Source organism: Saccharothrix sp. ALI-22-I (assembly GCF_001984175.1).
Classification (GTDB): domain Bacteria; phylum Actinomycetota; class Actinomycetes; order Mycobacteriales; family Pseudonocardiaceae; genus Actinosynnema.
Map to the genome: position 1 here is coordinate 118,702 of NZ_MTQP01000069.1, position 23,631 is coordinate 142,332.

Genomic DNA, 23,631 nt, shown 5'->3' on the forward strand with positions numbered 1-23,631 from the left:
GGCTCCTTGCCCTCGCGGCGGCTCTGCGCGTCGAGTGCATCGGCGCGGATCACCGATGAACCCAACGGTGATGAGCATCCAGGTCGACGTTGCTGCCGCAGATGACGGTGACGACGTGACGGCCGGCGAAACGGTCACGGTCTTCCAGGACGGCGGCGACGCCGAGGGCGGCTGATGGCTCGACGATCAGGCCCGTGTGCTCCAGGAGCATCCGCATACCCGCGATGATCGACGACTCGTGGACGAGGACGGCGTCGTCGGCCACCGTGAGCAGGTCGTCCAGGACTTCCGGGATGGGGAACCGGCCTGCGACGCCGTCGGCGATGGTGTCGGTCGACTCGGTGGTGACGACGCGGCGCTCGTGCCAGGAGCGGGTCATCGCCGGTGCACCCGTGGGCTGCACGCAGATCACTTCGACTCCGGGTGCCAGGGTCTTCAGGACGTGGCCCACGCCGGTGGCCATCGCGCCGCCGCCCAGGGCGATCAGGACGGCGTCGAACGTGGACCCCTCGTCCGCCAATTCGAGGCCGATCGTCGCGGCGCCCTCACAGGTCTCGACGTCCAGACTGTCCTCGACCAGCCGGATGCCGCGCTGTCGCGCGATGCCCGCCGCCCGTTCGCGGGCCATTTCGATGTCGCCGTCCACCAGTTGCAACTCCGCACCCAGCGCACGGATCCGATCCAGCTTGGCGACAGGTGCCCGCCGCGATGCCACCACCGTCACGTCGAGGCCACGGCGGCGGCCTGACCAAGCCAGCGCCTGGCCGAGGTTGCCCGCGCTGGCGCACACCACGGCGGTGCGGCCCTGCTCGGTCAGCAGGCTCGCCACGAGCTCGGTACCACGGGCCTTGAAGCTGCGGACCGGGTTCGCCGTTTCCAGTTTGATGCTCACCGTGCAGCCGAGCCGGCTTCCCAGTGCGTCGCACCGGTACATCGGAGTATTCAGGAACACGGGGTCGATCACGTGGCGGGCCGCGTGGATCCGATCGAGATCAAGCCGCGTCTTGAGCACTCCGAGACCATATACACCCACCGGTGCTTCCTTGACGGTCAACGCCATGGACCCCTTGGTGGGAAGGGCTACAGGCCGGTGGTGCGCTTCGGATCAGCCGTTCGCGGCCCTGTTCGCCGGGCAGACGCCGGCGGCCAGCCACTTCTCCTTCAGGTCGGCCGGAATGTTCAGCGTGGTGGACCCGCCCCCCGAATGCCCACTCACGTCATCCGAACGGCTCACCGGCCGAGGTCCGGCTGGTCGGCCCAGTAGCACCGGGTATCGCCACCCTCCCCCTCACCTGGTGAACACCACACCGACCACATGCCCCGTCGAGGCCCTGCCGACACACCTTCGTGGGCAGGGCCTCGACGTCCGCAATGGACGGTCAGACGAGTTCCTTGTGGGTGCGGCGGCGCCTGATCGCGGCACGAACGGGTGGCACGACGATCACCAGGACGAACGTGGCGAGCAGGACGCCCGATATCGGGCGGGTGAAGAAGCCGGTCGGGTCGCCGTCGAAGATGAGCAGCGAGCGCCGCAGCGAGTCCTCCAGCAGCGAGCCGAGCACGAAGGCCAGCACCAGCGGGCCGGGGTCGAAGCCGAGCTTCTTCATCAGGTAGCCGACCGCGCCGAAGACGATCACCAGGACGATGTCGAAGACGTCGTTGTTGACGGTGTAGACGCCGACCAGGGTGATCAGCACGGTGATGGGCGCGAGGACCGTCGCCCGGACCCGCAGGATCTTCACGAACAGGCCGACCAGCGGGATGCTCATGATCAGCAACAGGATGTTGCCGATGTACATGGAGTTGACCACGCCCCAGAACAGTTCCGGTTCCTGGGTGACCAACTGCGGGCCGGGGCTCACGCCCTGGATGAGCAGCGCTCCGAAGATGACGGCCATAGTCGCGTTGGCCGGGATACCCAAGGTCAGCAAGGGGATGAACGACGAGGTCGCGGCGGCGTTGTTGGCGGTCTCCGGGGCGGCGACGCCCTCGACCGCGCCCTTGCCGAAGCGTTCGGGGTCCTTGGCGCGGCGCTTCTCCCACGCGTACGCGGCCAGTGAGGACAGCGTGGCGCCGCCGCCGGGGAGGATGCCGAGGACGAACCCGAGCACGGACCCGCGTCCGATGGCGCCCGAGGACTGCCGCAGGTCGGCCTTCGAGGGCCAGACGTTGGCGACGGTCACCGGCGTCTGCGTCGCGCGGTGCCGTTCCTCCAGGTTGTAGAGGATCTCGCCGAGGCCGAACAGCCCCATCGCGATCGGCACGAAGTCCAGGCCGTCGGCCAGCGAGAGGTTGTCGAACGTGAAGCGCTCGGCGCCGGTGAACCCGTCACGGCCGACGGTGGCCAGCAGCAGACCGATGCACGCGGCAGCCAGGGCCTTGAGCCGGTGACCGCTGCTGACGGTGGAGACCAGCAGGATGCCCAGCATCGCCAGGGCCGTGTACTCCGGCGGCCCGAAGTCGAGGGCGAACCCGGCCACCAGCGGCGCGAGCAGCGACAGGGCGACGATGGAGACCGTGCCGCCGATGAACGAGCCGATGGCGGCGATGCCGAGGGCCGTGCCGGCCCGACCTTGACGGGCCAGCGCGTGGCCGTCGAACACGGTGACGACCGAGGACGCCTCACCGGGCAGCCGCAGGAGGACCGACGTGATGGTGCCGCCGTACTGGGCGCCGTAGAAGATGCCGGCCAGCATGATGATCGAGCTCACCGGCTCGATGCCGATCGTGACCGGCAGCAGGATGGCGATGGTGGCCGCCGGGCCGAGCCCCGGCAGCACGCCGATCAGCATGCCGACGACGACACCGATCAGGCAGTACAGCAGGTTGGTCGGCTCCAGCACGACACCGAAGCCGTCCAGGACTGGGGACAGGTCCACGGGCCCTCCTAGAACAGGTGCGGGATGGGAACGGAGAGGGCCCCCACGAAGACGGCGTAGAACACGACCACCACGCCGATGCTGACCACGACGGATACGCGCCAGCTCTCACGTCCCAGGAAGCGCAGCCACACGAAGGCGAGCAGGGCCGCCGGGATCTCGAAGCCGATGTGCTCGATGACCAGGACGAACACGACCATGGTGGCGAGACCGGCCGCCACCAGCCAGCTGGTGCGGGAGAACCGTTCGGCGTCGCTCGTCTTCTTCACCGTCACGAGCAGCGCGACCCCGAGGCCGACGAGCACGACGGCCACCAGCAAGGGCCACGTGCCCGAATCGGGGACGCGCGCGCTGCCCACACCCAGCGACCACGAGCCGATCAGCGCGGCAATCCCGAGCAGCAGCACGACAACCGCGACGACGGCGTTACCCGTAGGCCCTGCGGCCGGGGGTCGGTACTCCTGCACTTCGGCCTCGACTTCGTGCAGCGCGTCGGCGAGGCTCGTCTCCCGGGCGGGTTCCGTCGAGGGCTCGTCGCCCGAGCCGCCGTGAGCGGTCACTTCTCGCTGCCCAGGTCGATGCCGTACTGCTCGGCCACCTTGCGGTAGGTGGCCAGGTTGGCGGACCACTGGTCGCGCAGCTGTGCGCCGTCGATCTCGTTCGGGGTGAGTTGGTTGTCCTGGTTGAACTTCTTGTAGGTGTCCGACCCGAAGACCTTCTGGAACGACGTGCGCAGCCGGTCGAGGACCGGTTGCGGCGTGCCCTTGGGCGCGAAGACCGCCCGCGACTGCTGCACCGCGACGTCGAAGCCGGCCTCCACCACGGTGGGGGTGTCCGGCAGGTAGGACGGGCGCTTCTCGGCGAAGGTGACGATCGGCGTGAGCTGACCGGCCTCGATCTGCTCGACGGCCTCGCCGAGCTGGATGGCGCCGACGTCGACCTGGCCGCCGAGCACGGCGGTCAGCGTCGGCGCACCGCCGTCGAACGGCACGGCCGTGGCCTGGACGCCCGCCTGGCCGAACAGCAGGGCCTGCGCCAGCTGGCTGCCGGTGCCCACGCCGGTGGTGCCGTAGGTGATGGGCCGGCCGGCGTTCTTCAGGGCGTCGATGGTGGCCAGGCCGGACGACGGCGCGGTCACCAGGACGTAGTCGTCCTGGGAGACGCCGGTGATGATCTCGTAGTCGCCGATGTCGACGGCCTCGTCCTCCGGGACGGCCAGTGGCGTGATGTAGGCGAGGCTGCCGTTGAAGACCATCAGGGTGTGCCCGTTCGGCTTCTCGCCGCCGAGTTCGCGGGCGGCCAGGGTGCCGTTGGCGCCCGGCTTGTTCTCCACGGTGACCGCGACGCCCAGGTCGTCGGCGGCGCCGTCGGCGAGGGCGCGGGCGATGAGGTCGGTGCTGCCACCGGGGTCCGCGCCGACGTAGATCGTGATCGGATCCCCTCCGGGGAAGTCCTCCGCGCCGGCGTCCGAGCCGCTGCCCAGGTTGCCGCCGCACGCGGTGGTCGTGAGGGCCAGGCCCAGCGCCAGGCCGGTCGCGACCCACCGTTGAACACCGTTGTTCCTGGTCATGTCGGTCTCCCCTCAGAAAACGGTCCGAGAAACGGCCGTTCGGCCGCGCCGGTTGCGGTGAACGAATTCATAGGTCGGCGAACGAGCGGAGCCTAGGAGCCCTTTTCCCGACGGCCCAAATTCCAAAAGGGCATAGATTGATACCTTTTCAGCATGACGTTTACGCTGGAGCAGCTGCGCGGATTCGTGGCCGTCGCGGAGGAGTTGCACTTCAGCCGTGCCGCCGCCCGGCTGGCGATGACGCAACCGCCGCTGAGCAGACAGATCCAGAAGCTGGAACGGGCGGTGGACGCGCAACTGCTGGTCCGGGACAACCGACGGGTCACCCTCACGACGGCCGGCGAGGTGTTCCTGGTCGAGGCCAGACGGCTGTTGTCGCTGGCCGAGACCGCACCCGAGCTGGCACGGCGGGTGTCGTCCGGTTCGACCGGCGTGGTGCGGGTCGGTTTCACCGCGGCGGCCACCTACGGGATTCTCGGCCGGGTGCTCGACGAAATCGCCGAGCAACTGCCGGACGTCGACGTGGAGCTGGCCGAGATGGTGACCCGCGAGCAGGTCGCCGGGCTGGTGAACGAGGAGATCGACCTCGGGTTGGCACGTCCGCCGTTCGACGACGCGACGTTCGGCTCCCGGCTGCTGCACCGGGAACGGCTGCTCGTCGCCGCGCCGACCGGCCACTCCCTGTTGCGGCCGGGTCGCGCCGTGACGGGTGCCGACGTGGCCCGCGAGCCGGTCATCATGCACTCCCCCACCAAGGCGCGGTACTTCTACGACCTGGTCGCGGGGACCGTGCCGATCGCGCACGAGAACATCGTGCACACGGTGAGCCAGGTGCTCACGATGCTGTGGCTGGTCGCGGCCGGGCGGGGTCTGGCGTTCGTGCCGGAGTCCGCGGCCCGGCTGCGCATCGACGGCGTGGAGTTCGTCCGGCTGGAGACCGCGGTGGCCAAGCCGGTGGAGCTGCACCTGCTGTGGCTCAACGCGTCGGCGAACCCGGCGTTGTGGCGGACGTTGACCGCGCTGGAGGGCCGCACGCCGTTCGAGTGATGCACTCCGGGTATTGAGCAATGCGAAACAACTCTTGGACAAGCGTCGCTCCTGGTTCATACCGTGACTCCGACCGCCGTCCCGCCGCTACTCCGAACGCGGGACGCCACCGCTGGAACGAGGACATCAACCCGTGACGCCGATGCCGCCAGACGCTCTAGCCGACCGACTCGGGTCAGGGCTGCTCTCCTTCCCGGTCACCCACTTCGACGCCGATCTCCGGTTCGACGAGGCCCGGTACCGGGAGCACCTGGCCTGGCAGGCGGGCTTCGACGTGGCCGGACTGTTCGCCGCGGGCGGCACCGGCGAGGGCTTCTCGATGACCCCGGAGGAGGTGGACCGGGTGGTTCGCGCCGCCGTCGACGAGGTGGGCGGCCGTGTCCCGGTCGTCGCTCCGGCCACCGGCGCCACCGTCGTCTCGGCGGCACAGGCGCGAGCCGCCCAGGACGCCGGCGCCTCGGGCGTCCTGCTGTTCCCGCCCTACCTGACCGAGGCGAGCCAGCGCGGCCTGGTCGAGCACGTCAGTGCGGTGTGCCGGGCCACCGACCTCGGCGTGATCGTCTACAGCCGGGCCAACGCCGTGCTCACCGACGCGACCGTCGCCGAGATCGCCGACCGCAACCCCAACCTCATCGGGCTCAAGGACGGCGTCGGCGACATCGAGCAGATGACCCGCACCTACGCCAGGGTCGGCGACCGGCTGATCTACATCGGCGGCCTGCCGACCGCGGAGACGTTCGCCCTGCCGCTGCTGCAACTCGGCGTGAACACGTACTCCTCGGCGCTGTTCAACTTCCTGCCCGAGTTCGCGCTGCGGTTCTACGCCGCCGTGCGCGCCCAGGACCGGCCCGCCGTCTACCGGATGCTGACCGATTTCGTCATCCCCTACCTGGACATCCGCGACCGCGTCCGCGGCTACGCGGTGTCGATCGTGAAGGCCGGTCTGACCGCCGTCGGCCGGGACGGCGGCCGGGTGCGGCCACCGTTGAGCGACCTGACCGAGGACGAGATCGCCGAGCTGGCGGCCCTCGTCCGGAAGATCGCCTGACCTCGCCTACCCGAGAGGACCACGATGACCGGCCCCACAGTGGCGAATGTCGAGGTGGTGCCCGTCGCCGGGCACGACAGCATGCTGTTGAACCTCAGCGGCGCGCACGCCCCGTTCTTCACCCGCAACATCGCGATCGTCACCGACAGCGAGGGCCGCGTCGGCGTCGGCGAGGTGCCCGGTGGCGAGGCGATCCGACGGACGATCGAGGAAGCCCACTCACTCCTCGTCGGGCAGCCGGTGGCGCTGTTCGGCCGGTTGCTGCGCTCGGTCGCGGACACCTTCGCCGACCGGGACGCCGGTGGGCGCGGGTTGCAGACGTTCGACCTGCGCACGACCGTCCACGCGGTGACGGCCCTGGAGTCGGCGCTGCTGGACCTGCTGGGGCAGCACCTGGGCGTGCCGGTCGCAGAACTGCTCGGGGACGGGCAGCGGCGCGACGCGGTCCCGATGCTGGGCTACCTGTTCTACATCGGCGATCGCGACGCCACCGACCTGCCTTACGTCGTCGAGCGGCAGCCCGCCGACGAGTGGGAACGGCTGCGCCGTGAAGCCGCGCTCACCCCCGAGGCGGTGGTGGCGCTGGCGGAGGCGGCGCGGGCCCGGTACGGCTTCGCCGACTTCAAGCTCAAGGGTGGTGTGCTGGCGCCCGAGCAGGAGATCGCGGCGGTGCGCGCCCTGGCCGAGCGGTTCCCGGACGCCCGCATCACGGTGGACCCCAACGGGGCGTGGCTGCTGGCCGAGGCGGTGGAGCTGTGCCGCGACCTGCACGACGTGCTGGCCTACGCCGAGGACCCGGTCGGCGCGGAGGGCGGCTTCTCCGGCCGTGAGGTCATGGCGGAGTTCCGCCGGGCCACCGGTCTGCCGACGGCGACGAACATGATCGCCACGGACTGGCGGCAGATGGCGCACGCCGTGCGGACCGGCGCGGTGGACATCCCGTTGGCCGACCCGCACTTCTGGACCATGCGCGGATCGGTGCGCGTCGCCCAGCTGTGCGCGGATTTCGGCCTGACCTGGGGCTCGCACTCCAACAACCACTTCGATATCTCGCTGGCGATGTTCACCCACGTCGGCGCGGCGGCGCCGGGCCCGATCACCGCCCTGGACACGCACTGGATCTGGCAGGACGGCCAGGCGTTGACCCGCGCGCCTTTGCGTATCCGGGACGGCAGCATCACCGTCCCGACCGCGCCCGGCCTCGGGGTCGAACTCGACCGGGACGCGCTCGCCGCCGCACACGAGCTGTACCTGGAGCACGGGCTCGGGGCACGGGACGACGCCGTGGCGATGCAGTACCTGGTGCCCGACTGGCGGTTCGATCCCAAGCGCCCCTGCCTGGTCCGCTGAGCGGCCGCCGACTGTCCGGCGGAATCCGCATCCATCGAAGAGGAGCCCCATGTCGACCACCACGCGCCCCGGTGACGCGACCGCCGTGCTGGACCGGATCAGCTCGGTGGTGTTGTCGTCGGTGACGTTGCCCCTGCCGGGCGGGATCAGCGACGCCAAGGTGTTCACCGGTCGGCAGCGGCCGATGACCGAGGTCGCGTTCCTGTTCGCCGAGATCCGCACCGAGGCGGGGCTGGAGGGGGTCGGGTTCAGCTACTCCAAGCGCGCCGGCGGGCCGGCCCAGTTCGCCCACGCCCGCGAGGTCGCGCCCGACCTGATCGGCGAGGACCCCAACGACATCGGCAGGTTGTGGAACAAGCTGGTGTGGGCGGGCGCGTCCGTCGGCCGCAGCGGCGCCGCGACCCAGGCGCTGGCCGCGTTCGACGTCGCGCTGTGGGACCTCAAGGCCAAGCGCGCGGGTCTGCCACTGGCCAAACTGCTCGGCGCCCACCGCGACTCGGTGCGCTGCTACAACACCTCCGGCGGCTTCCTGCACGAATCCGTCGACCGGATCAAGGACAACGCCACCCGCACGCTGGAGTCCGGCGTCGGCGGCATCAAGATCAAAGTCGGCCTGCCGGACTGGAGCGAGGACCTGCGCCGCGTGGCCGCCGTCCGCGAACACCTCGGCGACCGGGTGCCGTTGATGGTCGACGCCAACCAGCAGTGGGACCGGCCGACGGCCATGCGCGTCAGCCGGGTGCTGGAGCAGTTCGACCTGGCCTGGATCGAAGAACCACTCGACGCCTATGACGTCGAAGGGCACGCCGAGCTGACCCGGTCGCTGACCACGGCCGTCGCTTCGGGAGAGATGCTCACCAGCGTCGCCGAGCACTACGAGCTGATCCGGCTGGGCGCGGTCGACATCCTGCAACCCGACGCGCCCCGCGTCGGCGGCATCACGCAGTTCCTCAAGCTCGCCACCCTCGCCGACCACCACCACCTCCAGCTGGCGCCGCACTTCGCCATGGAGATCCACGTCCACCTCGCCGCCGCCTACCCCCGCGAGCCGTGGGTGGAGCACTTCGACTGGCTCTACCCGCTGTTCAACGAGCGACTGGAGACCAGCGGCGGACGCATGCTGCTGTCCGACCGCCCCGGCCTGGGCATCACCCTCAGCGACCAGACCCGCGCTTGGACCGTGGACACCGTCACAGTCGACGGAGGCCGTTGACCCGGGGAGGAGCACCTAGGGTCGATTCGGTGAGCACCGACCGTCGTCGCGGTCTCCTGGGCGCAACACCAGGGACCACCGGGTGAACGGTGTGCTGGGCGGCTTCGCCACGCTCGTCGCGGTCATCGCCGTGGGTTGGATCACCGCCCGCGCCCGCGTCCTCGGGCACGGCGCGGCCGGTGTGCTGTCCCGGCTGTCGTACTTCGTCGCGACACCGGCGTTGCTGCTGCTCACCCTCGCCGACGCGGACCCGGCCGTGCTGCTGTCCACCACGCTGGTCGCCACGGCGGGCAGCGCGGTGCTGTGCGCGCTGCTCTACGTCGTGCCGGCGCGGTGGCGGTGGAAGCTGCGGGCCGGGCACCTCGCCACCGGCGCGCTCGCCTCCTCCTACGTCAACGCCGGCAACCTGGGCGTGGCCATCGCGGTGTACGTCCTCGGGGACGCCTCGTTCGTGGCGCCGGTCCTGCTGTTCCAGGTGCTGGTCATGGCGCCGATCGGCCTGACCGTGATGGCGGCGTCCCGGGACTCGGGCGACGACGCCCCGTCCCGCACCCGACTGCTGACCCAGCCACTGCGGACGCCGTTGGTGATCGGCTGTGCCCTGGGACTCGCCCTCGCCGCCGCGGACTGGACGCCGCCCATCCCGGTGCTCCGGCCGTTGGAACTCCTCGCCGACCTCGCCGTCCCGGCCGCCCTGCTCGCCTACGGCGCGAGCCTGCACGGCGCGCCACGGCCGGGGTCCGGCAACACGGCCGGTCAGGTGTGGCTCGCCGTGGTGCTGAAAACGGTGGTCCAGCCTGCCCTGGCCTACACGCTCGGCCGCTGGGTGGTCCACCTGGACGACACGTCGCTGCTCGCGGTCACCATCGCCTCGGCCCTCCCCACCGCGCAGAACGTCTTCGTCTACGCCACCTCCTACGACCGCGCCACCGAACTCGCCCGCGACGCCATCCTGCTCAGCACCGTCCTATCCGTACCAGTCCTCGCCGGAGTCGCCCTCGCACTGGGTTGACGGGCATCGGGCTGACGGGCACTGGGCTGACGCGCACCGCCTGCTCGGCCGGCCGCGGGGCGCTTACCTCTATCATCGCGCGGGTGACCGCCTACGACGATCTTGATGCGTTCGAGCACCTGGACACCTCCACCCTGCCGCCGCGCCAGCAGCGCATCCTGGTCGCGATCCGGGATTGGGTGGTCCGGTACGGGTACTCGCCGAGCACTCGGGAGATCGGCGACGCGGTCGGCCTGCGGTCGTCGTCGGCGGTGTCGAAGCACCTGGCGAGCCTGGAGGAGAAGGGTTTCCTGCGGCGGAGTTCGTCGATGTCCCGGCCGATCGACGTGCGCTTGTTCCTGCACGAGCCCTCGACGCGGGAGCCCGCCGACGACTCGGTGACCGTGCCGGTGGTCGGCCACATCGCGGCGGGCAGTCCGATCGCCGCCGAGGAGCACGTGGACGACATCCTGACGTTGCCGCGTGAACTCACCGGGCGCGGTAGCGTTTTCGGCCTGCGGGTGCGCGGCGACTCGATGATCGACGCCGCGATCTGCGACGGCGACATCGTCGTGGTGCGCCAGCAGTCCGAGGCGCATTCGGGCCAGATCGTGGCCGCGATGATCGACGACGAGGCCACCGTCAAGGTGTACCAGCGCCGCAACGGCCACGTCTTCCTCGAACCCCGCAACCCCGCTTACGCCGCGATCAACGGCGACACCGCCGTCGTGCTGGGCACCGTCGTCTCCGTGCTGCGCAGCGTCTGACGACAGCAGCGGGGGTTCAGGAGCGGGGTCTGACCAGCCCGGCGTCGTAGGCCATGATCACGGCGTGGATGCGGTCGCGTGCACCGATCTTGGCGAGCACCCGGCCGACGTGCTTCTTCACCGTGGACTCGGTGAGGACCAGGCGTTCGGCTATCTCCGCGTTCGTCCAGCCCTTGCCGATGGCGACCAGGACCTCGTGCTCCCGCTCGCTCAACGCGCGCAGCCTGGGGTCCGCCTGCGAGTCGGCGGCGCCTGCCGGGGAGAGCACCTGGTGGGCGTGGGCGTCCAGCAGGCGTCTGGTCAACGCGGGCGCGACGACCGCGTCACCGGTCGCCACCGCCCGGATGCCGGCCACGAGTTCCTCCGGCCGGGCGTCCTTGAGCAGGAAACCGCTGGCCCCGGCGCGCAGACCCGCGTAGGCGTACTCGTCCAGGTCGAAGGTGGTGAGGATCAGCACGCGGGTGCGGCCTCCGGTGGCGACGATCCGCCGTGTGGCCTCGATGCCGTCCATGCCGGGCATGCGCACGTCCATGAGCACGACGTCGGGCCGCAGTTCGGCGGCCATGCGGACGGCCTCCGCGCCGTGCCCGGCCTCGCCGACGGCGTCCATGCCGGGAGTGCCCTCCAGCAGCATCCGGAAGCCGAGGCGTTGCAGGGGCTGGTCGTCGGCGATCAGGACGGTGGTCATGTGGCCTGGTCTCCCGGTGCGGGCAGGGCGGATGCGGGTGGCGCTTCGAGTGTGACGTCGACGATCCAGCCGGGCCGGTCGCCGCGCGGTCCGGCGGTGACGGTGCCGCCGTACATCGCGGTCCGTTGCCGGATGCCGACCAGTCCGTGTCCGGGCACGCCCGCGTCCGCCGTGGACGGCCCCGCCGCACGGGCGCCGGACGGCCCGGTATCGGTGACCCGCACCCTGATCCCGCCGTTCTCGACGGCCACGGTGACATCCGCGTCCGCGCCGGAACCGACGTGCTTGAGGGTGTTGGTCAGAGCTTCCTGGACGATGCGGTAGACGGTGAGCTGCACCCCGCTGCCCAGGGCGGAGAGGTCTCCGGCCGTCCGGTAAGTGACGCTCACGCCCGCGGCGCGCACCCTGGCCAGCAGCATCTCCAGGTCGACGATGCCTGGCTGCGGGCTGAGCCGTTCAACCTGGGCGCGCACGTCCTCCGACTCGTCGGAGGCCAGGACGTTGAGCACGCGCCGCAGTTCGCCCATCGCCTGCCGACCGGTGTCCCCGATGATGCGCAGGGCTTCGGCGGCCTGCTCGCCGCGACTGGCCGCGAGGGTGGCGGCGCCGTCGGCGAGACCGACCACGACGACGAGGTTGTGGCCGACGATGTCGTGCATCTCGCGGGCCACCCGGGAGCGCTCGGCGGCGGCGGTGAGCCGTTCCCGCTGTTCCCGCTCGATCTCCAGCCGGGCCGCCCGGTCCTCCACCGCCGCCAGGTGCAACCGCCGGCTGCGGATGGTCAGGCCCAGGGCGACTCCGGCAGTCGACTGGCTCACCAGCATCAACATGGCCACCGGCGGATTGTTGGTCGGCAGGAGGAACCACACCGCGACGGAGACCTGGGCGAGTGCCGCCACGGCGGCCCAGCCCAGCACCCGCAGCGAGCCGTGCAACGCCAGGTTGTGCAAGGAGACGACCAGGCAGACAGCCGCCAACTGCCACAGGCCGAACGACCAGGGCACCAGGCCGGCCACCGCGATGACGGCGAAGGTGGCGGTCGGCGCCCGGCGCCGCCACCACAGCGGCAGGGCCACCCCGACGGTGACCGCGAGCAGGAGACCGAGCGGCATTTCGACGCTTGCCGTACCCACACCGAACGGGCCGCGGTCGTCTCCGAACGGGCCGCCGTCGTCGTCTCCGAACGGGCCGCCGTCGTCGTCTCCGAACAGCGCCCCGAGCACCGTCACGGTGACGACGATCAGCACGATCAGCGAGTCGAGCAGCCACGGGTGCCGCCGGTCCAGCCAACGCAGACGGCGCTGCACGCACATCAGGCGGCCCAGGAGCGGATGCGTCCCGACCGCCTCCAGCCCGGGAAGCGGCCCGACCGCCGTCCCCCGGACTCCGGTGGTCGGGCGGCGCTCGGCCCCCTCCGCGGCTTGCACCGCTGTCTTCGCGTTCATCGGTGCACCTCCTCGGCGCTGGTCGGGTGCACATCGTGCCGGTCGGTCCGGCGTTCCGGTCAGGCGGTGGCTGTCAGGCGTCGCGGCGAGCCAGTCGGTAAGCCGCAGCGACCAGCGTCACCACCACCCATCCTGCGAACACTGCCACGCCGGTCCAGGGGCCGAGTGAGTTGGTGGCCTGGTTCAGGTGCGTCACCGCCTGGCCCGCGTTGCTGGGCAGGTAGGGGGTGACGTTGTCGGCGATCGAGGCGGGCAGCAGCGAGCTCAGGCCGGGCACGATGAGCAGCATGCCCACCAGCACGGCGATACCGCCCGCGCTGGAGCGCAGCAGCGCGCCCAGGGCCACACCCCACATGCCCACCAGGCCCAGGTAGAGGCCCGTGCCGGCCAAGGCCCGGAGCACTCCGTCGTCTCCGAGGGACATCGCGATCGCCTCGCCGTCCAGGATGACGGCACCCAGCAGGAACGCGCCCAGCGCGCCCACCGCGGTCACGACCGTGGCGACGACGCCGAAGACGGCGGTCTTGGCCCACAGCGTCGGCAGGCGCTTGGGCACCGCAGCCAGCGTGGCGCGGATCATGCCGGTGCTGTACTCACCGGCGGAGACCAGGACCCCGAGCACGCCGATGGCCAGTGAGGTGAAAATCGTGCCCATCAGGGCCAGGCTGATGGCTCCGTCGGTGATGGGCGGGCCGTCGCTGCCGGGCGCGGCCGCGGGGTCGTAGGTGTAGGAGGCGATCGCCCCGATGCCCATCAGGAGGAACAGTGCCGTTGCGAGGGTGATCGGGCTGGAGCGCACCGACCAGAACTTGGTCCACTCCGAACGGAGGACCCGGAGCCAGGTGACCTTGTAGGCGGGCCGGGCGGGTGCGACGGTGGTCGTGCGGGCGGGGGCGGTGGCGGTGGTCATCAGGCAGCCCTCCGGGCGGCAGTGTCGGCGGGGGCGCTGTGGTACTCCACAGAATCGCTGGTCAGATCCATGAACGCCGCTTCCAGTGACACGGTCTGCTGGCTGAGCTCGTACAGCGGTACTCCGTGCTGCGCGGCGATCGCGCCGATCCGGTGCGCGTCCAGGCCCAGGACCACGAGTTCCTCGGCGGTGGTGGCGGTGATGGTGACGCCCGGACCGGACAGCAGCGCGCGCAGCCGCTCGGCCTGGGTGGTGGCGACCTTCACGTCCTCGCGGCCGGCCTGCCGGATGAAATCGTCGACCGTGGTGTCCGCGAGGAGCCTGCCGCGTCCGACGATGACCAGTTGGTCGGCGATCAGCGCGGTCTCGCTCATCAGGTGGGAGGAGAGCATCACCGTGCGCCCTTCGGCGGCCAGCCCGGACAGCAGGTGGCGCACCCAGAGCACGCCTTCCGGGTCCAGGCCGTTGACCGGCTCGTCGAGCATGACGACCTCAGGGTCGCCGAGCAGCGCCGCCGCGATACCCAGCCGCTGGCCCATGCCCAGGGAGAACGTCCCGGCGCGCTTGTGGGCCACGGTCTGCAGCCCGGCCAGCTCGATGACCTCGTCGACGCGGCGGCGCGGGATGCCGTGGGTCTGGGCGAGGGCCAGCAGGTGGTTGAAGGCGGTGCGTCCCGAGTGGACCGCCTTGGCCTCCAGCAGCGTGCCGATCTCCTGCAACGGCGCGGCGTGCTCGGCGTAGCGGCGGCCGTTCACCGTGGCCGAGCCGCTGGTGGGCGCGTCCAGTCCGATGATCATGCGCATCGTGGTGGACTTCCCCGCGCCGTTGGGGCCGAGGAACCCGGTGACCTGGCCGGGCTGCACGGTGAAGCTCAGCTCGTCGACGGCCGTCTTGTCCCCGTAGCGCTTCGTCAACTCGTGCACGTCGATCATGGGCGTCGATCCTCCGGCTCCGGCGGCTCGGTCTGCTCCGAGGCGCTCGCCCCAAGCTAGGGGCGCGACCGACCGTTTCCGTGGGACCACGGGAGACACTACGAGCGTCCCAGTGGTACCGCGGTACCACTGGGACGCTCACGAACGATCAGGCCTCCCGCGCCCACGCCTTCGCCAGCGCGAGCTTGCCCCCGGTGTGCAGCAGCGACCCCGAGTACACCCGGCCGGCCAGCAGCACGATCAGCACGACCGTCCCGGCCAGCAGTCCCAGGGCCACCAGCGGCTCCCACGCCGACGCCTGACCCGCGAACAGCCGCACCGGCATCGCGATGGCCGACGAGAACGGCAGGTACGACAGCACGGTGAGCACGACGGCGTTGTCGGAGAAGAACATCACGCCGAAGTAAGGCCCCATCACCAGCAGCATCACCAGGCCCATGCTCGACCCCAGGTCCTCCTGCCTGCTGACCAACGACCCGGCGACCGCCCACATCGCCGCCAGCAGCACGAACCCGAGCACGAGGAACGGCACGAACCAGCCCAACGCGGGCGCGACCAGCGCCAGCAGCTCCGAGTGCCCACCCAGCCGCAACGCGATCGGCGCGACCACCGCGATCACCAGGATCTGGCCGATGGTAAGCAGCGAGTGGCCGACGATCTTGCCCGCGAGCAGCGCCCGCACCGGGATCGTGGACACCAGGATCTCCACGATCCGGGTCTGCTTCTCGGTGACCGTGCTCTGCGCGATGGCCGTCCCGCCCATCCCGAACAGCAGGAACACCATGGCGAACACCATGATCACGATTTGCCGCGGTCCCTGCCCGACCTCGGCGGGGTCGAGCAGGTCGACCGGCGGCGCAGTGCGCAGCGCGGCCACCACGTCGGTGGGCGGGTCGGCCAACGCGATCACGCGCACACCGGTGGACGACTCGCCGGTCGTGTCCGGCACGACCGCGGCTTCCACCTCCTCGGACCGGACCAGCGCCTCCGCGGCGGGCACGTCGGCGACCGCACGGACCTCCAAGTCCGTGCCCGCCAACACCTCGGCGGCCTGCGCACCCACCGTGACGACCTTGGTCTGCCCGCCACCGAGCACACCGGGCAGGATCGACATCGCGAACAGCCCGACCACGATCACCCCGAGGCCGATCCAGAAACCCTTGGCCCGCAGGAACGTCTTGATCTCCCGCTCGGCGACCAACCGGGTGGCGGCGGCGAACCCCCGGGTCCCGTGCTGCGTCACGCCGTTCATCAGATCGCCTCCATGAAGATCTCGCCCAACGTGGGCACGACGGGGGTGAAGCTGCGGACGGTGCCCCGCCGCAGGGCGGCTTGCAGGACCACCTGGTCCGCGCCCGCGTCACCGTCCAGTTCGAACACCGCACGCGGGCCGTCGACGTCGACCACCCGGACACCCGGGACGTCACGCACCCACCCGGCGTCGGAGGCCACGACCAACTCGAAACGCGCGGGCCTGTACTGGGCGCGCAGCTCGTCCCGCGCGCCGCTGACGGCGATCTTCCCGCCGGAGATGATGACCACGTCGTCGCACAACCGTTCCACCACGGACAGCTGGTGGCTGGAGAACAGCACGGGCACGCCGTCGGCGGCCCGCTCGCGCAGCACGCCCAGCACGGTCTCGACTGCGATCGGGTCCAGCCCGGAGAACGGCTCGTCGAGGATCAGCATGACGGGGTCGTGCACCAGCGCGGCGGCGACCTGGGCGCGTTGCTGGTTGCCCAACGACAGCTCTTCGAGCTTGTCCTTCGCCCGGTGGCCCAGCTCCAGCTGGTCGAGCAGGCGTTCGGTGTTGCGCTTCGCGGTGGCCTGGTCGAGGCCGTGCAGCCGGCCGAGCCACCCGATCTGTTCGGCGACACCCATCTTCGGGTACAGGCCGCGTTCCTCGGGCATGTACCCGAACCGCTGCCGCACCGCGCCCGTCACCGGCGAGCCGTGCCACTCGACCGTGCCGCCGTGCGCGGCGAGGACGCCCAGCACGATGCGCATGGTGGTGGTCTTGCCGGACCCGTTCGCCCCCAGGAACCCGGTCATCCGGCCGGGTCGGACCTCGAACGACACCCCGTCGAGGACCTGCTTGTCGCCGAAACTCCGGCTGACCGACGTCACTGTCAACATGGCCGCAACGCTATGCGGGCAACGAGCGCGGCACGTCCGGCGCGAGATCGACTTCGCGGGTCATCCTCGCGGAGGACCCTACGGCCGGCCGGGCGCGACGATCCCCTGCTCGTAGGCGAACACGACGGCGTGCGTGCGGTCGCGCAGGCCGAGCTTGGCCAGGATGCGCGACACGTGCGTCTTCACGGTCGTCTCCCCCAGGTATAAGGCCGCCGCGATCTCCGCGTTGCTCGCCCCGCGGGCGAGGTGGACCAGCACCTCGAACTCGCGGTCGGTGAGCTCCGGTGGCCGCCGTGACGGCGTCGACGGGACCGGTGCGGTGAACCGGGCGATGACGCGACGGGTGACCTCCGGTGACAGCAGGGCGTCACCCCTGGCGACGATCCGGACGGAGTCCACCAGGTCCTCGGGTGAGGCGTTCTTGAGCAGGAAACCGCTCGCGCCCGCCCGCAGGGCCTCGAACAGGTAGTCCTCACGGTCGAACGTGGTCAGGATGACGACCTTGATCGGGTTGCCCGCCCCGGCCGGTCCGAGGATGCGCCGGGTGGCCTCCAGCCCGTCGATGCCGGGCATCTGGACGTCCATCAGCACCACGTCCGGCTGGAGGCGTCCGACCACGTCCACGGCTTCGAGACCGTCTCGGGCCTCGCCGACGACCTCGATGCCGTCCTCGGTGCCGAGGATGACCCGGAAGCCCGCCCGGACCAGGTCCTGGTCGTCGGCGAGCACCACGCGCAGCGAAGTCGTCATGCCGGGAACCTCGCACGGACCCGGTAGCCGCCGTCCCGGCGGGGTCCGGCTTCGAGTTCGCCGCCGTGGACCGCGACGCGTTCCCGCATGCCCACCAGGCCGAAACCGCTCTTCCGGTCCGACGTGCCCGCCCGGCCGCGCCCGTCGTCGGCGACTTCGACCTCCAGCGACGTCTCCAGGAACCGCACGCGCACGTCGGCCTTGCGCGCGTCCGCGTGCTTCACCACGTTCGTCAGCGACTCCTGGACGATCCGGTACACCGACAGCGCGACGCCTTGCGGCACCGGCCGCGGCTCGCCGTAGACATCGTGGTCCACCTCCAGCCCGGCGGACCGCGCCATGGCCGCGAGTTCGGGCAGCTGGTCCAGCCCTGGCGACGACGTCTCCCCCGCCACTTCTTCCACGTCCTCGACGGTGTCGGCACGCAGGACGCCCAGCAGCCCGCGCAATTCGCCGATGGCGGTGCGCGCGGTGTCCTCGACGGTCCGCAGCGCCTCGCGCGCCAGGTCCAGGTCGCGGTCGACCACCCGTCGGGCCGCGCCCGCCTGGACACCCATCACCGACACGTGGTGCGCGACAACGTCGTGCAGGTCCCGCGCGATGCGCACGCGTTCGGCGACGATCGCGCCGCGCGTGTTCTGCTCCTGGGACCGGCGCAACTGCTCCGCGCGGTGCTCCAGCTCGGCCTGCCGGCGCGCCGACACCCAGGCCATGTCGCCGAAGAAGTACGCGGCCAGGAAGAACAGCGCGTTGAACGCGATGCCATACAGCACCGATGCGAGCACCGGGTCCAGCGGGCCGGCCGCGTCCTCGAACGGCGGGGCCGGCCGCACGAGGAACCCCACGAGCCAGACCCCGTGCCACAGGAACATCGCGGCGATCACCGCGATCCGCGTCCACCGCCCACGCGTCCGGTCCTGTGCCCACGCACCCGCGCTGTAGATGGCCTGTAACAACGCGATCGCGGACACGACGTTGTCGCCGGTATGCCGGACCTGCGCGGCGATGAACAGCACGCCGACGACGAGCAGCACGACCAGCGGGAAGCGACGCCGCAGCATCAGCGGCAAGGTCATCGCGGCGCCCCAGGCGAACTGCTCGGCCAACGTCGGCGCGTCGCCCAAGGAGAACGCTCCCATGCTGTTGACCAGCACGATCACGCTCACGGCGCCCGCCAGCACCGCGAGTGCGAGCCAGACATCGTGGCGCTGTTGGGCCGGGGAGGGCCGGGGACGCCGCCACTGGCTCCACACCGGCTCGTCCACGGGTGCCCCCTCGTCCGGACGGGCGGACAGCACGGCAGGACCAGTCATACCGGAGAACGTAACCCGGCCGGGAAGGGCCTCGACAGCCGGTCGTCCCGCCCGTTGAGCGGGACGACCGGCGGAGGAAGGGCTCAGGCGAGCACGAAGTAGCGCAACCACAGGTAGGGCGCGGCGAGCAGGATGGACAGCGCGGCGACGATGATGCCGTAGCGGGTGAACTGCCAGAAGCTGATCGGCGTGCCGTTGCGGGCGGCGAGGCCGAGGACGACGACGTTGGCGCTGGCGCCCACGGCGGTGGCGTTGCCGCCCAGGTCCGCGCCCAGGGCAAGGGCCCACCACAGCGACTGCGCCTGCGCCGTGCCGCCTCGGCGGCGACGAGGTCACCGACGATCGGGGCCATCGTGGCGACGTACGGGATGTTGTCCACGATCGCCGACAGCACGGCCGACACGCCCAGCAGTGCCATCACCGCGACCAGCGGCTGCCCGCCGACCGCGTCGGCCAGCGTCTTGGACACCTGACCGATGACGCCGGTCTCGACCAGGGCGCCGACCATGACGAACAGACCCATGAAGAAGACCTGTGGGGTGCCAGAACTCTGCACTGGGCCGCTGAGCTGCGGTGACCGTGCACCATGGACCACAGGGGCATGATCGTGAAGCGTGGCATTACGACTGCTGCACCTGATCTCCGTGCGGCTCGTCGGCTGGTTGGTTCTGCTCGGCCGGTCATCGGCGGCCGAGGACGTCGAGTTACTGGTGCTGCGGCACGAAGTCGCCGTGCTGCGCCTGGCCAATCTCCGCCCGCGGCCGGACTGGGCTAATCGCGCGTTGCTCGCCGCGCTGGTGCGCCGACTCCCCGGCTGCTGCGCGGACACCGACTGGTGACACCGGGCACCATCTTGCGATAGCACCGGCGCCTGGTCGCGAAGAAGTGGACCTACCCGAACCGGACCGGGCACCCGCGGGTCGACGGCACCGTGGTGGCGTTGATCGAGCGGATGGCCCGGGAGAACACCGCCTGGGGCTACCGCCGGATCCAGAGCGGATTGCTCGAACCCGGCCACCGGACAGCCGCATCGACCGTCCATCGCGTGCTCAAGCGTCTACGGGACAGTGCTCGGCACCTGCCGGTGATCGGCGCGGTGGGCGAGCGCTCGGCCGTGACGAACGGTCCAGGATGGACGGTGGGTGATCGGTAGAGCCGATCACCTCGACCGAACTTTCGGCGCACCACGATCGTCGCGGGCGCCCGCAGCGTCGGGCGGCGGTAGCTTGCGGATCATGGAGTTCGCCATCCACATCACGACTTCCCTGTCCGGACGCCGTCGAGAGGCGGTGCCGCCGAGCCAGGCGGCGTCCGCAGTGGATCCGAAAGCGCCGTGCTGGTGGTGCGGGCTGGAAGTCGACCCCCGGTGGCCCGCCGCTCACCCGGCGGCGCCCTTGGTCGTCGCGACGCCGGCCCGATCCGGTGGCGATGCCGCAGGCACCTGGCCGGAGCACCGGTTCTGCGCCGACCCAGTCAACCGCGGCTTCGACGTGAAGGACCCCGATGCCTCGGTGCCGGTGCGGCGCGCGCGCCTGGCGTTCGCCGTGCGGCTCGCGGGAGCGGGCGACCTCGCACAAGCGCGCGAGTGGCGGCGGTTCCAGCGGGGTGGTGATCCGGAGCGCACGACAGTCGCGCACCTGCGGTCGATGCTGCGCCTCGGTGTCCGCCCGCGTGCGGCCGACGTCGCGGCCGTGGTCTGCGGGCCGCTGACCCGTCGGCTCTACCTGGCGCGGATGCGCAAGTGGTCGCGCCGGGCAGAGCCGACCCCTCCGGCCGGTCGCTGACGCGCTGGGCGGCGACGGCGTGGTCGACCCACCGCGCGGATCGTCCGCCGAAGGTGTGAACTCCGTGCGGAGTGGGCAACCCGGCAACGGTAACGATCACGTCGCGTCGCAGAAGACGGCGTGGCACGAGGACAAGGAAGCACTGTGGGCATCCTGGGTTGGATCGTTCTGGGTCTCATCGCCGGCGCCATCGCCAAGACCGTCATGCCCGGCAAGGACCCCGGCGGCGTCATCGTCACCATGCTGCTGGGCATCGTCGGCGCGGTCATCGGCGGGTTCATCGGTCGCGCCGTCTTCGGCTCCGACATCGGCAGCTTCTTCGACCTGAGCACCTGGCTGCTGGCCATCCTCGGCTCGGTCGTGGTGCTGGCGGTCTACCACCTGGCGACCAGCCGGGGCCACCGCGCCCACGGCTGAGACCGCACCACCACAGCACACGGGCCCGCCGGTGGTTCACCGGCGGGCCCGTGTGCTGTGGTGGTGCCAGAACTCTGCACTGGGGCGTTGAGCTGGGGCGATCGTGCACCATAAGCCGTAGGGGCATGATCGCGAAGCGTGGCGTTACGACTGCTGCACCTGATCTCCGTTCGGCTCGGCGGTTGGCTGGTACTGCTCGGTCGGTCTTCCGCCGCGAAGGAACATCGAACTGCTGGTGCTGCGACATGAAGTCGCCGTGCTGCGCCGGACGAAACCTCGCCCGCGGCTGAAGTGGGCCGATCGTGCGGTGCTCGCCGCACTGGCGCGTCGACTCCCCCGGCTGCTGCGGGAGCACCGGTCGGTGACACCGGGCACCATTCTGCGATGGCACCAGCGCCCGGTCGCGAAGAAGTGGAGCTACCCGAGTAGGAGAGGGCGCCCGGTCGACAACACCGCGGCCGGGGCGTTTGGGTCGGGATCTGGCCGCGTGGCGGCGGGCGAGGAGGTTGCGGTGCCAGCGCAGCACCGTCTCCAGGCGTACTAGTAGCCGGAACCGGCGAACCGCCTCTGTGGGGAGTCGGTTCAGCAGTGCCGCGAGGAACGCCCGGTCGCTGGGGAGAACCGCGGCCGGGGCTTGCCCAGTTGGCGTTCCAGGACCGTGACCTGGTGCCGTAGCGCCAGGATCTCCACGTCCTTGTCCCGATCGCTCATGGGCAGCAGGCGCAGTAACGCGAACGCGTTGGTCACGCCGAGGTAGGCCAGTCGGAGCAGCACGGTCGGTCATCATGCCGTGCCGGCCGACATCGCTGCGGACAGCTACCGCGTCCACGAGCACTTCGTGCCCTTGTGCTTCGCTCGCCCCTCAACCTGCGTGGATGGGGTTATCGGCAGGCACAGCGGTAGCCGAGGGTGCGCGCGGCGGCGCGCACCCGTTCGACGACCTCGGCGCCGGCGCCGGGCAGATCGTTGATCACCCGTGACACCGTCGTCGTGCTGACCTGGGCGAGCGCGGCGACGTCCCTCATGGTCGGCTCACGCCGTGCACCCCGTGCGTCCATGGCCTCCTGCTCCATCCCGGGTAACGCTTGCGTAACGGCGGCTTGTCGTGACCTGAACCACGAAGCTAGCGTCAACGTTGACTTAACGAACGCCCCACTTCCTCGAACGGTCCTCACAGGTCCGGAGGTGCGGTGCGGCGTTCCCTACTGCTGTTCGCGTAATAGGCAACCAGAGTGGCACCTCATCGTGTCCGGCGGCCTTTACGTCAACGTTGACGTAGGAGGAGACATGACCGGACGGTCGCGAACGACCTCGTGCACTGGCGGGAACTCCCGCTCGCCCTCCCGCACGACGACACCGAGATGGTGTTCTCCGGCAGCGTCGTCGTCGACCACGGCAACACCTCCGGCTTCGGCACGCCCGAGGACCCGGCCATGGTCGCGATCTACACCACCCACTCCAAGCTGGACGGCCGGCAGGCGCAGTCGCTGGCCTACAGCACCGACAACGGCCACACGTGGACCAAGTACGCGGGCAACCCGGTGCTCGACATCGCCTCCCGCGAGTTCCGCGACCCCAAGGTCCAGTGGCAGGCCGGGCGTTGGCTGATGACGGTCGCGCTGTCCACCGAGCACCAGGTCCGCTTCTACTCCTCGCCCGACCTCAAGACCTGGACGCACCTGAGTGATTTCGGCCCGCGGGGCGCGGTCGGCGGCGTGTGGGAGTGCCCCGACCTGTTCCCGCTCCAGGTCGGCGGCGACCCCGCAATACCAAGTGGGTGCTGGTGGTCAGCATCCACCCCGGCGGCATCGCGGGCGGTTCGGCGGCGCAGTACTTCGTCGGCGACTTCGACGGCACCCGCTTCACCTCCGACGACGACAGCTACACCCCGCCCGCCGGCGTCGTCCAGGACTTCGAGTCGTCCTACGGCGGCTGGACCACCACCGGCAGCGCCTTCGGCGCCGCATCAACCACCGGCGCACTGCCGGGACAGCTCCCCGTGAGCGGCTTCGAGGGAACCGGCTACGCCAACAGCTTCCACGGCGGCGACGGCTCGACCGGCACCCTGACCTTCCCGCCGTTCACCGTGGACAAGCGGTACCTCAACTTCAAGATCGGCGGCGGCCGGCACCCCCACGACCCGGCAGCGTCGACCGACGACGCGCCGCCGGCGGCGCTGGTGGACCGCTCGTCGGTCGAGGTCTTCGGCGGCGCGGCCGAGGCCGTGATCACCAGCCTCGTCTTCCCCGACCCGGCCGCCGACGGGGTGGAGGTCTTCGTCGAGGGCGGGAGCGCCCGGATCGACCGCCTCACCGCGTGGCACATGGGCTCCTACCGACGCTGACCGCTCGTGGTGGTGGAGCCCGGCTCCGGCTCCACCACCGCTTCCCC

The 23,631-nt window shown here is 70.8% G+C and carries 26 protein-coding genes and 2 pseudogenes; 12 read left to right on the top strand and 16 right to left on the bottom strand.

The window, feature by feature from the left end; translation table 11 throughout:
* Positions 1 to 49: 49 nt before the first annotated feature.
* From ALI22I_RS42775 to ALI22I_RS42790, 4 genes are all read right to left on the bottom strand, one after another.
* Entirely contained in the window at positions 50 to 1,060 is a 1,011-nt protein-coding gene (locus tag ALI22I_RS42775; protein ID WP_238598848.1) for a threonine ammonia-lyase, read from the bottom strand.
* Between the two features lie 319 nt (positions 1,061 to 1,379).
* Positions 1,380 to 2,879 carry a tripartite tricarboxylate transporter permease gene (locus ALI22I_RS42780; RefSeq protein WP_077011329.1) on the bottom strand — a complete coding sequence of 500 codons (1,500 nt, stop codon included), beginning with the start codon at positions 2,877 to 2,879 and terminating at the stop codon, positions 1,380 to 1,382.
* Positions 2,880 to 2,887: 8 nt separating this feature from the next.
* On the bottom strand, positions 2,888 to 3,439 hold the full coding sequence (locus ALI22I_RS42785; RefSeq protein ID WP_077011330.1) for a tripartite tricarboxylate transporter TctB family protein: 552 nt from the start codon (positions 3,437 to 3,439) through the stop codon (positions 2,888 to 2,890).
* Positions 3,436 to 4,449 (bottom strand): Bug family tripartite tricarboxylate transporter substrate binding protein, encoded by a 1,014-nt coding sequence (locus ALI22I_RS42790; protein ID WP_077011331.1) that lies wholly within the window; start codon positions 4,447 to 4,449, stop codon positions 3,436 to 3,438. Before ALI22I_RS42790 ends, ALI22I_RS42785 begins: the two co-directional genes overlap by 4 nt.
* Positions 4,450 to 4,602: 153 nt before the next feature.
* On the opposite strand from ALI22I_RS42790, the gene ALI22I_RS42795 reads away from it, so the two are divergent.
* The 6 genes from ALI22I_RS42795 to lexA all read left to right on the top strand — a co-directional run bounded on the left by ALI22I_RS42795 (position 4,603) and on the right by lexA (position 10,865).
* A complete protein-coding gene (locus ALI22I_RS42795; protein ID WP_077011332.1) occupies positions 4,603 to 5,496 on the top strand; it encodes a LysR substrate-binding domain-containing protein in 894 nt (297 codons plus the stop codon).
* 133 nt (positions 5,497 to 5,629) lie between these two features.
* Complete coding sequence (gene kdgD / locus ALI22I_RS42800) at positions 5,630 to 6,544, top strand: 5-dehydro-4-deoxyglucarate dehydratase (protein ID WP_143532734.1); 915 nt, start codon at positions 5,630 to 5,632, stop codon at positions 6,542 to 6,544.
* 24 nt (positions 6,545 to 6,568) lie between these two features.
* Entirely contained in the window at positions 6,569 to 7,894 is a 1,326-nt protein-coding gene (locus ALI22I_RS42805) for an enolase C-terminal domain-like protein (protein WP_077011333.1), read from the top strand.
* A 49-nt stretch (positions 7,895 to 7,943) separates the two neighbouring features.
* Entirely contained in the window at positions 7,944 to 9,107 is a 1,164-nt protein-coding gene (locus tag ALI22I_RS42810; RefSeq protein WP_077011334.1) for an L-talarate/galactarate dehydratase, read from the top strand.
* Positions 9,108 to 9,189: 82 nt separating this feature from the next.
* Positions 9,190 to 10,119, top strand: a complete 930-nt coding sequence (locus ALI22I_RS42815) for an AEC family transporter (RefSeq protein ID WP_077011335.1) — start codon at positions 9,190 to 9,192, stop codon at positions 10,117 to 10,119.
* A gap of 83 nt (positions 10,120 to 10,202) precedes the next feature.
* On the top strand, positions 10,203 to 10,865 hold the full coding sequence (gene lexA / locus ALI22I_RS42820) for a transcriptional repressor LexA (RefSeq protein ID WP_077011336.1): 663 nt from the start codon (positions 10,203 to 10,205) through the stop codon (positions 10,863 to 10,865).
* Between the two features lie 16 nt (positions 10,866 to 10,881).
* Here the strand turns inward: lexA and ALI22I_RS42825 are convergent, their stop codons facing one another.
* The 10 genes and pseudogenes from ALI22I_RS42825 to ALI22I_RS54195 all read right to left on the bottom strand — a co-directional run.
* Entirely contained in the window at positions 10,882 to 11,553 is a 672-nt protein-coding gene (locus tag ALI22I_RS42825) for a response regulator (RefSeq protein ID WP_077011337.1), read from the bottom strand.
* On the bottom strand, positions 11,550 to 12,998 hold the full coding sequence (locus ALI22I_RS42830; protein WP_083752434.1) for a sensor histidine kinase: 1,449 nt from the start codon (positions 12,996 to 12,998) through the stop codon (positions 11,550 to 11,552). The genes ALI22I_RS42825 and ALI22I_RS42830 overlap by 4 nt, the downstream gene beginning before the upstream one ends.
* Before the next feature lie 73 nt (positions 12,999 to 13,071).
* On the bottom strand, positions 13,072 to 13,908 hold the full coding sequence (locus ALI22I_RS42835) for a hypothetical protein (protein WP_077011338.1): 837 nt from the start codon (positions 13,906 to 13,908) through the stop codon (positions 13,072 to 13,074).
* On the bottom strand, positions 13,908 to 14,840 hold the full coding sequence (locus ALI22I_RS42840; protein WP_077011339.1) for an ABC transporter ATP-binding protein: 933 nt from the start codon (positions 14,838 to 14,840) through the stop codon (positions 13,908 to 13,910). The genes ALI22I_RS42835 and ALI22I_RS42840 overlap by 1 nt, the downstream gene beginning before the upstream one ends.
* A gap of 148 nt (positions 14,841 to 14,988) precedes the next feature.
* Complete coding sequence (locus ALI22I_RS42845; RefSeq protein ID WP_077011340.1) at positions 14,989 to 16,092, bottom strand: ABC transporter permease; 1,104 nt, start codon at positions 16,090 to 16,092, stop codon at positions 14,989 to 14,991.
* A complete protein-coding gene (locus tag ALI22I_RS42850) occupies positions 16,092 to 16,976 on the bottom strand; it encodes an ABC transporter ATP-binding protein (protein WP_077011341.1) in 885 nt (294 codons plus the stop codon). The genes ALI22I_RS42845 and ALI22I_RS42850 overlap by 1 nt, the downstream gene beginning before the upstream one ends.
* A 78-nt stretch (positions 16,977 to 17,054) precedes the next feature.
* A complete protein-coding gene (locus ALI22I_RS42855; RefSeq protein ID WP_077012013.1) occupies positions 17,055 to 17,726 on the bottom strand; it encodes a response regulator in 672 nt (223 codons plus the stop codon).
* On the bottom strand, positions 17,723 to 19,039 hold the full coding sequence (locus tag ALI22I_RS42860; RefSeq protein ID WP_083752435.1) for a sensor histidine kinase: 1,317 nt from the start codon (positions 19,037 to 19,039) through the stop codon (positions 17,723 to 17,725). The genes ALI22I_RS42855 and ALI22I_RS42860 overlap by 4 nt, the downstream gene beginning before the upstream one ends.
* A gap of 83 nt (positions 19,040 to 19,122) precedes the next feature.
* The gene (locus ALI22I_RS54190; protein ID WP_238598849.1) at positions 19,123 to 19,281 is read right to left on the bottom strand and encodes a hypothetical protein; all 159 of its coding nucleotides are present in this window, start codon (positions 19,279 to 19,281) and stop codon (positions 19,123 to 19,125) included.
* A gap of 131 nt (positions 19,282 to 19,412) precedes the next feature.
* Positions 19,413 to 19,562, bottom strand: a pseudogene (locus ALI22I_RS54195) (hypothetical protein); the annotation flags it as partial.
* 91 nt (positions 19,563 to 19,653) lie between these two features.
* On the opposite strand from ALI22I_RS54195, the gene ALI22I_RS54200 reads away from it, so the two are divergent.
* From ALI22I_RS54200 to ALI22I_RS42885, 4 genes are all read left to right on the top strand, one after another.
* Entirely contained in the window at positions 19,654 to 19,878 is a 225-nt protein-coding gene (locus tag ALI22I_RS54200; protein ID WP_077011343.1) for a hypothetical protein, read from the top strand.
* A gap of 101 nt (positions 19,879 to 19,979) precedes the next feature.
* Positions 19,980 to 20,192, top strand: coding sequence for a hypothetical protein (locus ALI22I_RS54205; RefSeq protein ID WP_238598850.1), 213 nt, complete (start codon positions 19,980 to 19,982; stop codon positions 20,190 to 20,192).
* 82 nt (positions 20,193 to 20,274) lie between these two features.
* Positions 20,275 to 20,823: a hypothetical protein gene (locus tag ALI22I_RS42880; protein WP_077011345.1), complete on the top strand. Its 549-nt coding sequence runs from the start codon at positions 20,275 to 20,277 to the stop codon at positions 20,821 to 20,823.
* 144 nt (positions 20,824 to 20,967) lie between these two features.
* Positions 20,968 to 21,240: a GlsB/YeaQ/YmgE family stress response membrane protein gene (locus ALI22I_RS42885; protein WP_077011346.1), complete on the top strand. Its 273-nt coding sequence runs from the start codon at positions 20,968 to 20,970 to the stop codon at positions 21,238 to 21,240.
* Positions 21,241 to 21,822: 582 nt separating this feature from the next.
* Here the strand turns inward: ALI22I_RS42885 and ALI22I_RS54210 are convergent.
* Positions 21,823 to 22,014, bottom strand: coding sequence for a hypothetical protein (locus ALI22I_RS54210; protein WP_238598851.1), 192 nt, complete (start codon positions 22,012 to 22,014; stop codon positions 21,823 to 21,825).
* Between the two features lie 107 nt (positions 22,015 to 22,121).
* On the bottom strand, positions 22,122 to 22,298 hold the full coding sequence (locus tag ALI22I_RS42900; protein WP_238598852.1) for a LacI family DNA-binding transcriptional regulator: 177 nt from the start codon (positions 22,296 to 22,298) through the stop codon (positions 22,122 to 22,124).
* A gap of 249 nt (positions 22,299 to 22,547) precedes the next feature.
* On the opposite strand from ALI22I_RS42900, the pseudogene ALI22I_RS52625 reads away from it, so the two are divergent.
* Positions 22,548 to 23,243: pseudogene (locus tag ALI22I_RS52625) on the top strand (glycoside hydrolase family 32 protein); the annotation flags it as partial.
* The gene (locus tag ALI22I_RS52630; protein WP_077011349.1) at positions 23,240 to 23,584 is read left to right on the top strand and encodes a GH32 C-terminal domain-containing protein; all 345 of its coding nucleotides are present in this window, start codon (positions 23,240 to 23,242) and stop codon (positions 23,582 to 23,584) included. The pseudogene ALI22I_RS52625 and the gene ALI22I_RS52630, both read left to right, overlap by 4 nt.
* The last annotated feature ends 47 nt before the right edge of the window (positions 23,585 to 23,631 follow it).